The following is a 14,000-nucleotide window of genomic DNA, read 5'->3' on the forward strand; positions in this document are numbered from 1 at the left end:
GACTCCGGCGCAACTGATCGCGCAACAGAGACCGCACCATGGCCCGCCCACCGACAACTGAACGCTGGCCAGCTTCCAATGGCCTGGCCAGTATTGAAGAGGCTGTGGGCGCCTTCAGCCTGCTGCGCGACTTCTTTGAAGGCGCCATTATCGTTGATGCCGACACCCACATCACCTGGATGGATGCGCGCTATCGCGAACTGCTCAAGCTGAACTCATCCTTTGACCCGATCGGCCTGCCGGTCGAAGATGTCATTCCCCATTCCCTGCTGCGGCGCGTGGTGGAAACAGGACGACCGATCCTGCTCGACATCATGAATTTCAACGAGCGGCAGTTTGTGGTCTGCCGCATCCCGCTCAAGGATGCCTCAGGCGCGGTGGAAGGGGCCATCGGCTTCGTCTTTTACGACAATGTCGATTATCTGGCGCCCATTCTGGACAAGTTCGAGACCCTGCACAAACAGCTGACCCGCGCCCAGGCGGCGCTGACGCGGGAGCGGCAGACCAAATATTCGCTGTCGAGCTTTGTCGGGCAGAGCGAAGCAGTCAGAGAGCTCAAGGCCATGGTGCGCCGGTTTGCGCTGCGCGACGGTGCTGCGCTCATTCTGGGGGAGACCGGCACCGGCAAGGAATTGCTGGCGCACGCTATCCATCAGCAATCTGACCGCGCCGATGGACCGTTTGTGGCGGTCAATATCGCCGCCGTGCCCGAGGCACTGCTCGAAGCGGAGTTCTTTGGCGTCGCACCGGGGGCCTATACCGGAGCGGACAAGAAACCACGCAAGGGCAAGTTCGAACTGGCCCATGGTGGCACGCTGTTTCTCGACGAAATCGGCGATATGCCGCCCGCCATCCAGGCCAAGTTCCTGCGCGTATTGCAGGAAGGCGAGGTCGAGGCGCTGGGGTCCAATACGGTCAAGAAGATCGATGTGCGTATCATCGCCGCGACATCACAGGATCTCGAAGCCAAGGTGGCCGACAAGAGCTTCCGCGCCGATCTCTATTACCGCATCGCGGTGCTGACCGTGCATGTCCCGCCCTTACGGGATCGGCGGGGAGGACATCGCCCTGATCTGCGAAGTGCTGCTCGAGCAGACCATGCGCGCGGCCGATGAGCGGGGCTGGGTGATTACACCCGAGGCTGTTGCCCTGCTGCAAAACCATGACTGGCCAGGCAATGTGCGCGAACTGCGCAATGTGCTGGAACGGGCGGCGGCGCTCGCGCCCAGCGAGGTGCTTGATGGCGCGGTGATCAGCCGCGCCATGCCGCCGGGCGCAGCCCGCTCGATGATCACAAGCACAAGCGGTCAGGCGCTGGCCCACACCATCGCCGACACCGAACGGCAGGCCATTATCGATGCTCTGGCGACCACGGGCGGTCAGAAGTCAGCGGCGGCCCTGCGGCTGGGCGTATCGCGGTCGCAGTTTTACGAGAAGCTGAAGCGCTACAATATCGACATCTGAGGTGTCCGGATTTCCGGACAGCTGTATGTTTTTCCGGACACCACCGCCGGACACTGCCATCGACACCCTCCAGAAACCGGCGTTTCTGAGTTGGCACGGAACTTGAAAGAGTACCGTCAAAACAAAGCGGGCCGCCAAAGGTCCGGATCAGGGTGGGGTATGAACACAAAGCGCGTGGCATTGGTCACCGGCTCAACGAGCGGCATTGGCTTGTCGATCGCCAGCAAATTTGCGGCGATGGGCTATGACGTGGCGATCAACAGCTTTGAGGCCGAACAGGATGCCGGTGCCGCGCTTGAAGCGCTGGCCGCCAGCGGCGCCAATGTACGTTACTTCCAGTCTGACCTGGCCGAAAATGGCGGCGGCTATGATTTGGTAGGCGCCGTAGTGGCCAGCTTTGGTCGGCTCGACGTGCTGGTCAACAATGCCGGCATCCAGAAGGTCGCGCCGATCGAGGAGTTTCCTCCCAGCGACTGGCAGCGCATTGTCGCGGTCAGTCTGGATTCGGCCTTTCACACCATTCGCGCCGCGCTGCCCGGCATGGCTGAGCGCGGCTGGGGGCGCATCATCAATATTGCCTCGGCCCATGGCCTGCGCGCCTCGCCCTTCAAGTCAGCCTATGTCGCCACCAAGCACGCTGTGGTCGGACTGACCAAGACAGTGGCGCTGGAGACGGCAGAGAAGGGCATTACGGTCAATGCGATCTGCCCGGGCTATGTCTGGACCCCACTGGTGGCGGCTCAGGTGGCTGACCAGGCTCGCGTGCATGGCATGAGCGAAGAGCAGGTCATGCGCGAAATCATCCTGGCGCCGCAGCCGACGCGCCAGTTCGTGCAGCCCGAAGAGATTGCGGAGATGGCCGGTTACCTATGTGGTGATCTGGCCCGTTCGATCACCGGGTCAACCATTTCCATCGACGGAGGGTGGACCGCCAAATGAGTGCAGCCATGAACCAGTCGCCTGTCGCATCGCCCAAGGCGGACATCATCCTGTCGGCGCGCGGCCTGACCAAACGCTTTTCCGGCTTCACGGCCGTGGACAGTGTCGATCTCGATATCAAGCGCGGGACCATCCACGCCCTGATCGGGCCCAATGGCGCGGGCAAGACGACATGCTTTAACCTGCTGACCAAGTTCCTGCAGCCCAGTGCTGGCAAGATCACCCTGAACGATCGGGACATCACGCGGCTGTCGGCCGCCGATATCTCGCGACGGGGTCTGGTGCGTTCGTTCCAGATTTCGGCGGTATTCCCGCAGCTCAGCGTGCTGGAAAATGTGCGCATTGCGCTGCAGCGCCGCCGTGGCGACAGCTTCGATTTCTGGCGCCCCGAAAAGGTATTGTCCGCCTATGACGAGGAGGCGAGCGCCCGCGTCGAAGAGGTCGGGCTATCGAGCCATTTGCACGAGCCTGCCGGCGAATTGAGCTATGGCCGCAAGCGGGCGCTCGAAATCGCCACCACGCTGGCACTGGAGCCCGAAATGCTGCTGCTGGACGAACCCATGGCCGGCATGGCGCAGGAAGATGTGGGGCGCATCTCGGCGCTGATCCGCAAGATTTCGGCCAATCGCACCATTTTGATGGTGGAGCACAACCTGTCGGTGGTGGCGGACCTGTCCGATCAGATCACCGTTCTGGCGCGCGGTCAGGTACTGGCTGAAGGCACCTATGAAGATGTTTCGCAGGATGAACGCGTCGTTGAAGCCTATATCGGAGCTGGCCATGAGTGAGACCACCACCGCCAGCGCGGTACCCTTGCTCGCCGTGCGCGATCTCAATGGCTGGTACGATGAAAGCCACGTGCTGCACGGCATCAATTTCGATGTGAAGCCCGGTGAAGTGGTGACCCTGCTGGGCCGAAATGGTGCGGGCAAGACCACGACGCTGCGCGCCATTATGGGCATTCTGGGCAAGCGCCAGGGTTCGGTGCAGTTCGAGGGCACCGAGTTGATCGGCCTGCAGCCGCGCGCCATCGCCAAGGCCGGCATTGCCTTTTGCCCAGAAGAGCGCGGCATCTTTGCCAGCCTGTCGGTGGACGAAAACCTGATGCTGCCGCCCGAGGTCAAACCGGGCGGGCTAAGCCGCGAGGCAGTGCTCGAGATGTTCCCCAATCTGCGGGAACGGCTGAGCAGCCAGGGCACCAAGCTTTCCGGCGGCGAACAGCAGATGCTGGCCATTGGCCGCATCCTGCGCACCGGCGCCAAATTCCTGCTGCTGGACGAACCCACCGAGGGCCTTGCTCCGGTGATCGTGCAGCAGATCGGACGCACCCTGGTGCAGTTGAAGAACCAGGGCTTCACCATCGTACTGGTGGAGCAGAATTTCCGCTTCGCGGCCTCGGTCGCGGATCGGCACTACGTGGTCGAACAGGGACGGGTGATCGACACCATTCTCAATGCCGACCTCGCCGACAACATCGACAAGCTGCACGCCTATCTGGGCGTCTAGCACCAGCCGCAAGGCTTCACTCGGGAGGAGAACCGACACATGAAACTACAGACCCTAATCCTGGCCTCCGCGGCCAGTCTGCTGATGGCGGGCACCGCCATGGCAACCGACATCAAGATCGGCGTGCTCAATGACCGCTCCGGCGTTTACGCCGATCTGTCGGGCGAAGGCTCGGTGATTGCAGCGCGCATGGCCGTCGAAGACTTCGACGCCGCTGCCAAGGGCATCAATGTCGAGATCGTCTCGGCCGATCACCAGAACAAGCCAGACGTTGCCTCCACCATTGCCCGGCAGTGGTATGATCAGGATGGCGTCGACATGATCGCCGACGTCCCGACGTCTTCGGCAGCTTTTGCCGTGGCCGAAGTGACCCGCGACAAGAACAAGATCTTCATGGATTCGGGCGCTGGCTCGGCTGATCTGACCGGCGCGCAGTGTTCACCCAATACCGTTCACTGGACCTATGACACCTGGGCCCTTGCCCATGGCACAGGCACGGCCATGGTGCAGGAAGGCTACAAGAAGTGGTTCTTCATCACCGCTGACTACGCCTTCGGTCAGGCGCTGGAAAAAGACACCTCGGCCGTGGTCGAATCGGCGGGCGGCGAAGTGCTTGGCGCAGTGCGTCATCCCTTCCCCGGCACTGACTTCTCATCCTATCTGCTGCAGGCTCAGGCCTCTGGCGCCCAGGTGATCGGTCTGGCCAATGCTGGTGGCGACACCGTCAACACCATCAAGCAGGCTGCCGAGTTCGGCATCACCCAGGCCGGTCAGGCACTGGCCGGACTGCTGATCTTCATCACTGACGTGCATGCCCTTGGCCTTGAGACCGCTCAGGGTCTGGTGCTGACCGAGGCCTTCTATTGGGATCTCAATGACGATACCCGGGCCTGGTCGGAACGCTTTGCGGCCCAGAATGGCGGCAACATGCCTACCATGGTGCATGCCGGCGTCTATGCCAGCGTGCTGCATTACCTCAAGGCAGTTGAAGCGACCGGTGGCAAGGACACCGCCGCGCTGATGGACGAGATGAAGGCAGAGCCAAGCCAGGATCCACTGTTCGGTCAGGGCATGGTCCGTCCCGATGGTCGTCACATCCACGACATGTACCTGTTCCAGGTGAAGTCGCCAGATGAGTCCACCGGTCCATGGGACTATTACAACCTGCTCGCAGCCATTCCTGCCAAGGACGCCTTCCGTCCGCTGGCCGATGGCGGTTGCGATCTGGTGAAGTAGATTGAGCTGGGTGCCCCGGCCGTGTCGGGGCACCCGTTTTCAAGACCAAGAGAAACCGGAAAACATTCATGTTTGAGCTTTTGGGGATACCGCCACAGGCGCTGTTCGGCCAGCTGCTGCTGGGCCTGATCAACGGGTCGTTCTATGCGCTGCTGAGCCTTGGGCTCGCCGTCATCTTCGGGCTGCTCAACATCATCAATTTCAGCCATGGCGCGCAGTACATGATGGGCGCCTTCGTCGCCTGGATGCTGATGACCTATGCTGGCATCAATTACTGGTGGGCCCTGCTGCTGGTGCCGATCATTGTGGGGGCGACGGGCGTGGTCATCGAGCGGGTTATGATCGCCCGGCTCTACCATCTCGATCATCTCTACGGGCTGCTGCTGACCTTCGGTCTGGCGCTGATCATCCAGGGTCTGTTCCGCAATCAGTATGGTGTGTCGGGGCTGCCCTATTCCATTCCAAGCGAGCTGTCGGGCGGCACCAATCTGGGCTTCATGTTCCTGCCCAATTATCGCGCCTGGGTGGTGGTGGCCTCGGCCATTGTCTGCTTTGGCACCTGGTTTGCCATTGAGAAGACCCGGCTTGGTGCCTATCTGCGCGCAGCCACCGAAAACCCGGTTCTGGTTGGTGCATTCGGCATCAATGTGCCGCGCATGATTACCCTGACCTACGGCTTTGGCGTTGCCCTGGCGGCGCTGGCCGGGGTGCTTGCTGCACCGATCTATTCGGTCAATCCCAATATGGGCGCCGATTTGATCATCGTGGTGTTTGCCGTGGTGGTGATTGGCGGCATGGGTTCGATCCTCGGCGCCATTCTGACCGGCTTCGGGCTGGGCGTGGTTGAGGGGCTGACCCGGGTATTTTACCCCGAGGGCTCGTCTGTGGCGATTTTCGTGATCATGGCGCTGGTACTGCTGGTCAAGCCAGCTGGCCTGTTTGGAAGGACGGTCTGATGACCACGCAATCTGAATCCGCGCTCGTGACGACCCCGGCGCCGCCTGTGGGCACGCCGCGTCACCACATCGCGATCTTTGTTGGCCTGCTGGTGCTGCTGCTGGTCGCGCCGTTCGTGCTCTACCCGGTCTTTGTGATGAAGGTGCTGTGCTTTGCGCTGTTTGCCAGCGCACTGAACCTGCTGCTGGGCTTTGGCGGGCTGCTGTCGTTTGGCCATGCGGCGTTTTTTGGTTCCGCCAGCTATGTCGCGGCCCATGCCGCCAAGGTATGGGGCCTCAACCCCGAATTCGCCATTCTGCTGGGCGTGGCTGCCGCGTCCCTGTTGGGACTGGGCATCGGCGCGCTGGCGATCAAGCGCCAGGGCATCTACTTCGCCATGGTGACGCTGGCCTTTGCGCAAATGGTCTACTTCATCGCCGTGCAGGCGCCGTTTACCGGCGGTGAAGACGGCATCCAGGCGGTTCCGCGCGGTATGCTGTTCGGCATTTTTGATCTCAGCTCGGACTTCACGCTGTACTTTGTGGTGCTGGCCATTGTGATGGGCGGCCTGCTGGCGATCTACCGCATCATCCATTCGCCCTTCGGGCAGGTGCTCAAGGCCATTCGCGACAATGAACCCCGCTCGATATCGCTGGGCTACAAGGTCGATCGCTACAAGCTGGCGGTGTTCGTCATGTCGGCTGGACTGGCCGGCCTAGCCGGGGCCACCAAGGCCATTGTATTCCAGCTGTCCTCGCTGACCGACGTCTACTGGTCGATGTCGGGTGAAGTGGTGCTGATGACGCTGTTGGGCGGCATGGGCACGGTTTTCGGCCCGTTCGTCGGCGCTGCCGCCATTGTCACCATGCAGAACTATTTCGCCGGTTTCGGGGCCTGGGTGACGGTCATTCAGGGCGCGATCTTTGTGGCCAGCGTGCTGCTGTTCCGCGAAGGCATTGTCGGCGTCCTCGCCAAATGGCTCAAAAAGCCACTCTGATTTTCGGCCGTGCCCGACGAACCTTGGCGTTGGTCGCTCTGGGTCAACGTCGTTCGGAGCAAGTAAGTGCCGGCGCCCAATTCAAAAACGTGCTCTGACGTACTGGCTCCGCACCACCGGGCGGAGCCAGTCTCGCGTGGGGACTTGTAAATTGTATACAACCGATGTTTCCTGCCTGCACAATCAATCGCAGGGAGAGGAGCCCAGTGATGACCACTCAGACGTTTCCAATGAACGCATGGTACGCCGCAGCATGGGACACCGAGCTGAAGCGCGAACTCGTTCCGCGGACAATATGCGGAAAACCAGTGGTTATGTATCGAAAACAGGACGGATCAGCCGTTGCGCTGGCCGACGCCTGCTGGCATCGCCTGCTGCCGCTCTCTATGGGTGAACTGCATGGTGACAATGTCATCTGCGGTTATCACGGCCTTGAATTCGATGATTCCGGCCGCTGTGTATACATGCCTTCTCAAGACACTATCAATCCGTCGGCCTGCGTGGTGTCCTACCCGCTGGTCGAGAGGCATCGCTTTATCTGGTTGTGGATGGGCGATCCGGCGCTGGCAGACCCTGCCAAGGTGCCCGATCTGCATTGGAACGACGATCCTGAATGGGCTTCTGATGGCAAGCTGATCAAGGTCAAATGCGATTACCGCCTTGTGATCGACAACCTGATGGATCTGACGCACGAAACTTATGTACACGGCTCCTCTATCGGCAACCGAGCCGTGGCTGAAGCCCCGTTTACCGCGACACATTCTGACCGGACAGCGACCATTACCCGCTGGATGAAGGACATTGACGCGCCGCCCTTCTGGCGTGGCCAATTGGGCAAGTCCGGAAATGTCGACCGCTGGCAGATCATCAATTTCGAGGCGCCGGCGACAATCGCTATTGATGTCGGCGTGGCACTGGCGGGAACAGGTGCACCAGAGGGCGACCGCAGTCAGGGTGTCAACGGCTTCGTACTCAACACCATCACCCCTGCGGACGAAAAGACCTGTCATTATTTCTGGGCCTTTGCGCGCAATTACAAGACATCTGAGCAGCGCCGGACCCATGAATTGCGCGAAGGGGTGGCCAAGATATTTGGCGAAGACGAGATCATCCTGGAAGCCCAGCAGATCGCCATCGACAACAATCCGGATCACGTCATCTACAATCTCAATATCGACGCCGGTTCAATGTGGGCGCGCAAGCTGATCGACGCGATGATTGCTGAAGAACAGCAGCAAGCGATAGCGGCGGAATAGGGCAATGGCAGCGAGACCGGCGCATCGCCAGCAATCGCGATCATTGAAGGCCCTGATGGGCGTGCGTGATCTGATATTGGGGGGGCATGCCCGTCCGGGGGAGCGGCTTTCGGAGGTGGCTATCGCCGACAGGCTCGGCATATCACGCACGCCTATTCGGGCGGCACTGGCGCGACTTGAGCAGGAAGGGCTGCTTGAACTCATCCCGTCGGGCGGCTTTGCAGTGCGCAGCTTTGCGCGGGACGAAGTGATCGACGCCATCGAGTTGCGCGGTGTGCTTGAAGGCACGGCAGCGCGACTGGCGGCAGAACGCGGCCCACACCCCGCCCGGCTGGCCGAGATCAAGAAGCTGGTTCAGGCGCTGGACGACACCATCTGCGACGGTCCTGAGGCAATGGACTTTGAGCGTTATGTGGAGCTCAACGCTACCTTCCATGCGGCTCTGGCGGGTCTGTCCGGTAGCGAAACCATCCGACGCGAAATCGCCCGGGTGACAGGACTGCCATTTGCGTCACCGAGCGCCTTTCTGGATAAGCAGGCCGATGTACCCGCCTTTCGGCAATCGCTGGTGATCGGGCAGGCGCAGCACCGCGCCATCATCAATGCCATTGAAATGCGCGAGGGTGGCCGGGCCGAAGCACTGGCGCGCGAGCATGCACGGCTGGCCCGACAGAATCTGGAATATGTGATGGCCCAGGACCGCAGTTTGCTGCGCAGTGTGCCGGCGTTGGCCCTGGTGGGCGAATAGGAGAAGCGCTATGCGCAACAAACTTGACTGGCGGCAAGCAGTGGTCAGCCATGCCGAGCAGATCGCCGACGAAGTTAAGCTGCTTGAGTTTGCTGTCGAGGGAAACGTGCCGCGCTTTGATCCCGGCTCGCACAGCAATTTCAGGGTTAGCCTCGGGAGCGGAGAAGCGATCCGCACCTATAGCTGCCTGCCAGCGGCGCCTGGTCACATCCGGATCGCAGTCAAGCGCCACGACAATAGCCGGGGCGGCTCGCGTTTCATGTGGACGCTCGAACCAGGCAAGACAATTGCATTGACCATTCCCGAGAACCGGTTCGAGTTGGCGTGGCGAGCACCCTACTATCTGCTGATGGCGGGGGGTATTGGCATTACCCCAATTTATGGCATGGCGCTGGCGCTGCAGCAGCGGGGGATTCCGTTCCGGCTGGTGTATGGCGGCCGGACACGTGGCGTCATGGCCTTCGCTGACGGGTTGGAAAGCCAGCTGCCTGATCAGGTTGTGGTTCACGCTGGCGATGCGGGGCAAAGGATCGATGTGGCCGCCGAGATCGCTAACCTGCCCGCCGACGGGGAGCTTTATGTTTGCGGCCCCATTGCCATGCTCAATTCGGTCAAGGCAGCTTGGCAGGCGGCTGGACGACCGATGGGCCGGTTGCGCTATGAAGTTTTCGGTGACAGCGGTCTCTATGCCGAAGCGCCATTTCAGGTCGCGGTCCAGGGACTGGACCGTACCGTCGACGTTCGAGCGGATCAGACGCTGCTGGAAGCCTTGCTGGGCGCCGGGGTCGAAATGATCTATGATTGCCAGCGCGGCGAATGCGGTCTTTGTGCCGTCGAGGTCATCTCACATGATGCGCCCATTGATCACCGCGATGTATTTTTCAGCGAGGCCGAAAAGGCAGACGGCAAACGGATGTGCGCCTGCGTCTCGCGCCTGGCAGAGGGCCAGGCCGTCATCGACGTCGGCTACCGGGCCTAAGCTGGAGATAAAATAAAGGGCGCCGTGTGGCGCCCTTCGTATTTGGTGATGACGCGCCGGATTACAGGCCGGATTCGGCCGCAACCAGTGACTGGGCTTCTTCATAGAGCGCCCGGCCATCAATGCCCTGGCCATCCATATCAGCAAACCACTGATCGATAGTGGGCTGGGCCGCAGCCTTCCAGCGGGCAGTTTCGACAGCGTCGAGGGTGATGATGTTGTTGCCCAGGCCTTCAGCGATAGCCAGACCACCAGCATCGCCAGCATCCATGACCTTGCCGAACATGCGGGCTGTCTCAACGCCGGAATTGGCGTCGATGATTGCCTTGAGGTCATCAGGCAGGTTGTTGTAGCTGTCCTGGTTCATCACGAAACCAAAGGTCTGGGTGTACAGGCCATATTCGCCGGTGAAGCCGGTGTGGTTCTTGACCAGTTCAGCAACCTTGAGCGATGGCGTGACCTCCCATGGAATGGTGGTGCCATCGATAACGCCCTTGGAAAGCGCTTCGGTCACGGCCGGCACTGGCATGCCGATCGGCTCGGCACCTAGACGAGACAACATGTCGGAGATGACGCGCGAGCCACCGCGGATCTTCATGCCGGCGAGGTCTTCCAGCTTATTCACCGGGTCCTTGGTGTGGAACAGACCAGGGCCGTGAGTGTGGACGGCAATGACGTGCACACCGGCAAATTCATCCATGGCGTTGGCTTCCACATATTTCTGGAATGCCACCGACGTCGCCTCACCTGTAGTCACCAGGAAGGGCATTTCGAAGACTTCGGACTTGGGGAAACGACCCGGGGTATAGCCGAGCACAGTCCAGATAATGTCGACCACGCCATCCTTGGCCTGATCGAACAGCGATGGCGGCGCACCGCCCAGCTGCATGGCGGGGTACAGTTCAAACTTGATCCGACCACCGGACTGCTCTTCGACCGCTGCGGCCCATGGCGTAATGGCGTCGGCCGGAATAGTAGCCTGGGCTGGCAACATCTGATGGATGCGCAGCGTGACTTCCTGCGCCAGGGCGCTGCCACACAGCAGGGTCGCTGCCAGGGCACCTGCCAGAATTGTGTTGAGCTTTCTCATTCGTCTCACTCCCTATTTTGCGCATCTGTGTGCGCGTTGCAGTCGTTGGTGTTGGACCGCCCATCGCCCCCTCCTCAGGACGCGGCGCGCGGTCTTAATAGAGCAATCTGACCAGATACAGCGTCAGGGCCGGGAATGCGGCCAGGATAGCGGTTCGGATAAGATCGCTGGCGACAAAGGGCAGAACGCCCTTGTAGGTCTGGCCAAGCGAGGTGGTCTTGGCCATGGAATTGATCACGAACAGGTTCATACCCACAGGCGGGGTTATCAAACCCACCTCCACCACTATGAGCACCAGAATGCCAAACCAGATGGCGAACTCATCAGGTGGCAGACCGAAATCGAGCGCAGTGACCATGGGAAAGATGATCGGCACGGTGAGCAGGATCATTGACAGCGAGTCCATGACACAGCCCAGCAGCAGGTAGAGAAAGAGGATCGCTATCAGCACGACCCAGGGATTGAAGCCCTGTGCCACAACCCACTCGGCAGAGACCTGCGGCAGCTGCGACATCGCCAGGAAACCGTTGAGCGCCCCCGCACCCAGCACGATCAGGAAGATCATGGCGGTTGACGACGCGGTCGACAGGATAGCCTCGATGAAGTTCTTGCCCGTCAGGCTGCGGTTGAACAGCGAGATGATGGCCGTGCCCGCGGCGCCAATGGCGGCCGCTTCGGTGGGGGTGAACACGCCACCATAGATGCCGCCGATGACTACGATGAAGACGACCAGAACGGGCCAGACGCCAGCCAGCGCCTTCCAGCGTTCGCTATAGGGCGCGCGCTCGACCTGCCCGGCAGATTCGGGATTGATGCGCACATAGATGGCGATGGTGATCATGTAGCCGATGGCGGCCAAAAGGCCAGGAATGAGCGCGGCCATGAACAGCTTGGAAATGTTCTGCTCGGTCAGGATGGCGTAGATCACCAGAATGATCGAGGGCGGAATGAGAATGCCCAGCGTGCCGCCGGCGGCCAGCGTGCCGGTGGCCAGACCACCCGCATAGCCGTATTTGCGCAGCTCGGGCAGCGCCACCTGCCCCATGGTGGCAGCGGTGGCCAGCGACGAGCCACAGATGGCGCCAAAGCCGGCACAGGCGCCGATGGCTGCCATTGCCAGCCCGCCCTTGCGGTGCCCCATCCAGGTAGCAGCAGCCTTGAACAGCGCCGCCGACATGCCGCCCAGCGTGGCGAACTGGCCCATCAGCAGGAACAGCGGCACCACCGACAGGGAATAGCTGGCAAATGTACCCTGGGTCAGGTGCTTGAACTGGGCCATGACCGGGTTGAAGGACCCGGTGATCAGATAGGAGCCCCCAATGCCCACCGCCAGCATGGCCAGACCGATGGGGATACGCAAAAAGATAAGAATGAGGATGACCGGGAAGGAAAGCAGCCCGAGTTCGATATTGCTCAATGCACCGCTCCTTGACCGGCCTGTGGCTGACGCCCGGTGGCCGCATCGGTAAGGCTGACCGCCAGCAGATAGGCGGCGACAAGGACGAGGGTGACAGCGCCGATCAGACCGGCGGTATAGGACCACCATAGCGGCATGCGCAGCAGCAGGGTGGTTTCGCCATAGGCGAACTTGTCCATCGCCCCCAATGCCTGACGCCAGGTGATAAAGACCGCCACTGCCAGCATCAGCGCGTCACACACCACCATCAGCCAGGCATTAAAGCGCGGCCCGGCCATGTCGGTGAAGATGGAAACGACGGCGTGGCCACGGGTCAGATGAGCCCAGGGCAGGAATGCAAAGACAGCGAACCCGACTCCGGCTTCGACCAGTTCATAGTCACCCGTGATAGCGCCCAGCCCGAGCGGAATCAGCGCGCGACCAATAACACTGAGCACAATCAATATGACGGTGGCGACAAGCGCCAGGCCACCGGCGATCGCTACATAGCGCGCCAGACCGGAGACCAACCGCTCCACTGGATTCAAACTCATTTCCAAAGGCTCCTCCCTTCGTCGATGATCGCTGTCCGCCCCTTAAAACAAAAGGGAATTTCTGACCTGAATTAATAACCTCCCGATTATGTTCGAGTCTTGGACGTTTCAGATAAAGTTCGGTTTTCGCTTCTCGAGAAAGGCCTGCAGCCCTTCTTCGGCATCCGCCCCGGTCTGGCTGAGCGCTGCCGCCAGACTTTCGGCATACAGCCCGTCTTCTGCAGACATATTGGCGATGCGCGAAATGGTCTGGACGATCAGGTAATTGACAGTCGCCGAATTGGTGGCGATCTGGCGCGCCAGTTCGTCGGCCTTGGCCAGCGCCCCGTTGGCAGGCGCCAGGTAGTGCGCCAGACCAATCCGTTCGCCCTCTTCGGCAGAATAGGTACGGCCGGTCAGCATCATTTCGGTCAGCCGGTCGGCGCCGATAATGGCGGCCAGCCTTACAGTGGCGCCGCCGCCCACGAAGATGCCACGCTGGCCTTCTGGCATGCGAAACATGGCGCCCGGCTCAGCGACGCGAACATGGCAGGCAGATGCGATTTCAAGACCGCCCCCCATCACCGCGCCACTCATGGCGGCGACGACCGGCACGCCGCTGAACTGGATCAACCCCATCACGGCGTGCCAATTGCGCGAATGACGCATGACTTCCTGGGGTTCGCGCCGGACCTGCTCGCTCAGATCGAGCCCGGCGGAAAAGTGCCCGCCTTCGCCTGAGAGCACCACTGCGCGCACGCCCTTGGGGACCGCGCCAAAGAATGCGCGCAGCGCCTCGATCGTCGCGTCATTGATGGCATTGCGCTTGGCAGGGCGGTTGAATGTCAGGTGGGCAACCGCCCCCTCGACCCGCAGTTGCAAAACCGAACCATCCTGACCCATGCCAATCCCCGCTGCTT

At 61.1% G+C, this 14,000-nt stretch carries 15 protein-coding genes; 11 read left to right on the forward strand and 4 right to left on the reverse strand.

Annotated features, from left to right (window positions below):
- Window positions 1-38: 38 nt before the first annotated feature.
- The 11 genes from AC0L37_RS16530 to AC0L37_RS16580 all read left to right on the forward strand — a co-directional run bounded on the left by AC0L37_RS16530 (window position 39) and on the right by AC0L37_RS16580 (window position 10,061).
- Window positions 39-1,115, forward strand: a complete 1,077-nt coding sequence (locus AC0L37_RS16530; RefSeq protein WP_473313418.1) for a sigma-54 interaction domain-containing protein — start codon at window positions 39-41, stop codon at window positions 1,113-1,115.
- On the forward strand, window positions 1,099-1,464 hold the full coding sequence (locus AC0L37_RS16535; protein WP_473313420.1) for an AAA-type ATPase lid domain-containing protein: 366 nt from the start codon (window positions 1,099-1,101) through the stop codon (window positions 1,462-1,464). Before AC0L37_RS16530 ends, AC0L37_RS16535 begins: the two co-directional genes overlap by 17 nt.
- A gap of 159 nt (window positions 1,465-1,623) precedes the next feature.
- Window positions 1,624-2,403, forward strand: a complete 780-nt coding sequence (locus AC0L37_RS16540) for a 3-hydroxybutyrate dehydrogenase (protein WP_282222599.1) — start codon at window positions 1,624-1,626, stop codon at window positions 2,401-2,403.
- A gap of 8 nt (window positions 2,404-2,411) precedes the next feature.
- A complete protein-coding gene (locus AC0L37_RS16545) occupies window positions 2,412-3,191 on the forward strand; it encodes an ABC transporter ATP-binding protein (RefSeq protein WP_249327866.1) in 780 nt (259 codons plus the stop codon).
- Entirely contained in the window at window positions 3,184-3,909 is a 726-nt protein-coding gene (locus AC0L37_RS16550) for an ABC transporter ATP-binding protein (protein ID WP_282222598.1), read from the forward strand. Before AC0L37_RS16545 ends, AC0L37_RS16550 begins: the two co-directional genes overlap by 8 nt.
- 39 nt (window positions 3,910-3,948) lie before the next feature.
- Window positions 3,949-5,145, forward strand: a complete 1,197-nt coding sequence (locus AC0L37_RS16555; protein WP_282222597.1) for an ABC transporter substrate-binding protein — start codon at window positions 3,949-3,951, stop codon at window positions 5,143-5,145.
- 68 nt (window positions 5,146-5,213) lie between these two features.
- Window positions 5,214-6,101, forward strand: a complete 888-nt coding sequence (locus AC0L37_RS16560) for a branched-chain amino acid ABC transporter permease (RefSeq protein ID WP_212659370.1) — start codon at window positions 5,214-5,216, stop codon at window positions 6,099-6,101.
- Window positions 6,101-7,078: a branched-chain amino acid ABC transporter permease gene (locus tag AC0L37_RS16565; RefSeq protein WP_282222596.1), complete on the forward strand. Its 978-nt coding sequence runs from the start codon at window positions 6,101-6,103 to the stop codon at window positions 7,076-7,078. Before AC0L37_RS16560 ends, AC0L37_RS16565 begins: the two co-directional genes overlap by 1 nt.
- Before the next feature lie 209 nt (window positions 7,079-7,287).
- On the forward strand, window positions 7,288-8,334 hold the full coding sequence (locus AC0L37_RS16570; protein WP_282222595.1) for an aromatic ring-hydroxylating dioxygenase subunit alpha: 1,047 nt from the start codon (window positions 7,288-7,290) through the stop codon (window positions 8,332-8,334).
- Window positions 8,335-8,338: 4 nt separating this feature from the next.
- Complete coding sequence (locus AC0L37_RS16575) at window positions 8,339-9,082, forward strand: GntR family transcriptional regulator (protein WP_212659368.1); 744 nt, start codon at window positions 8,339-8,341, stop codon at window positions 9,080-9,082.
- 10 nt (window positions 9,083-9,092) lie between these two features.
- Window positions 9,093-10,061: a PDR/VanB family oxidoreductase gene (locus AC0L37_RS16580; RefSeq protein WP_282222594.1), complete on the forward strand. Its 969-nt coding sequence runs from the start codon at window positions 9,093-9,095 to the stop codon at window positions 10,059-10,061.
- A gap of 61 nt (window positions 10,062-10,122) precedes the next feature.
- Here the strand turns inward: AC0L37_RS16580 and AC0L37_RS16585 are convergent, their stop codons facing one another.
- The 4 genes from AC0L37_RS16585 to AC0L37_RS16600 all read right to left on the reverse strand — a co-directional run bounded on the left by AC0L37_RS16585 (window position 10,123) and on the right by AC0L37_RS16600 (window position 13,983).
- On the reverse strand, window positions 10,123-11,151 hold the full coding sequence (locus AC0L37_RS16585; protein ID WP_269370461.1) for a TRAP transporter substrate-binding protein: 1,029 nt from the start codon (window positions 11,149-11,151) through the stop codon (window positions 10,123-10,125).
- A gap of 94 nt (window positions 11,152-11,245) precedes the next feature.
- Window positions 11,246-12,568, reverse strand: coding sequence for a TRAP transporter large permease (locus AC0L37_RS16590; protein ID WP_212659365.1), 1,323 nt, complete (start codon window positions 12,566-12,568; stop codon window positions 11,246-11,248).
- Window positions 12,565-13,101, reverse strand: a complete 537-nt coding sequence (locus AC0L37_RS16595; protein WP_282222593.1) for a TRAP transporter small permease — start codon at window positions 13,099-13,101, stop codon at window positions 12,565-12,567. The genes AC0L37_RS16590 and AC0L37_RS16595 overlap by 4 nt, the downstream gene beginning before the upstream one ends.
- A gap of 108 nt (window positions 13,102-13,209) precedes the next feature.
- Window positions 13,210-13,983, reverse strand: coding sequence for a crotonase/enoyl-CoA hydratase family protein (locus AC0L37_RS16600; RefSeq protein WP_269370457.1), 774 nt, complete (start codon window positions 13,981-13,983; stop codon window positions 13,210-13,212).
- Between the last annotated feature and the right edge of the window lie 17 nt (window positions 13,984-14,000).

The organism is Devosia sp. J2-20, assembly GCF_055808475.1.

Coding starts and splice junctions, on each gene's coding strand:
- AC0L37_RS16595 (WP_282222593.1), bottom strand. CDS start 13,101: ATGAGTTTGAATCCAGTGGAGCGGTTGGTCTCCGGTCTGGCGCGCTAT.
- AC0L37_RS16575 (WP_212659368.1), top strand. CDS start 8,339: ATGGCAGCGAGACCGGCGCATCGCCAGCAATCGCGATCATTGAAGGCC.
- AC0L37_RS16530 (WP_473313418.1), top strand. CDS start 39: ATGGCCCGCCCACCGACAACTGAACGCTGGCCAGCTTCCAATGGCCTG.
- AC0L37_RS16535 (WP_473313420.1), top strand. CDS start 1,099: ATGCGCGCGGCCGATGAGCGGGGCTGGGTGATTACACCCGAGGCTGTT.
- AC0L37_RS16565 (WP_282222596.1), top strand. CDS start 6,101: ATGACCACGCAATCTGAATCCGCGCTCGTGACGACCCCGGCGCCGCCT.
- AC0L37_RS16555 (WP_282222597.1), top strand. CDS start 3,949: ATGAAACTACAGACCCTAATCCTGGCCTCCGCGGCCAGTCTGCTGATG.
- AC0L37_RS16585 (WP_269370461.1), bottom strand. CDS start 11,151: ATGAGAAAGCTCAACACAATTCTGGCAGGTGCCCTGGCAGCGACCCTG.
- AC0L37_RS16580 (WP_282222594.1), top strand. CDS start 9,093: ATGCGCAACAAACTTGACTGGCGGCAAGCAGTGGTCAGCCATGCCGAG.
- AC0L37_RS16600 (WP_269370457.1), bottom strand. CDS start 13,983: ATGGGTCAGGATGGTTCGGTTTTGCAACTGCGGGTCGAGGGGGCGGTT.
- AC0L37_RS16545 (WP_249327866.1), top strand. CDS start 2,412: ATGAACCAGTCGCCTGTCGCATCGCCCAAGGCGGACATCATCCTGTCG.
- AC0L37_RS16560 (WP_212659370.1), top strand. CDS start 5,214: ATGTTTGAGCTTTTGGGGATACCGCCACAGGCGCTGTTCGGCCAGCTG.
- AC0L37_RS16550 (WP_282222598.1), top strand. CDS start 3,184: ATGAGTGAGACCACCACCGCCAGCGCGGTACCCTTGCTCGCCGTGCGC.
- AC0L37_RS16570 (WP_282222595.1), top strand. CDS start 7,288: ATGACCACTCAGACGTTTCCAATGAACGCATGGTACGCCGCAGCATGG.
- AC0L37_RS16540 (WP_282222599.1), top strand. CDS start 1,624: ATGAACACAAAGCGCGTGGCATTGGTCACCGGCTCAACGAGCGGCATT.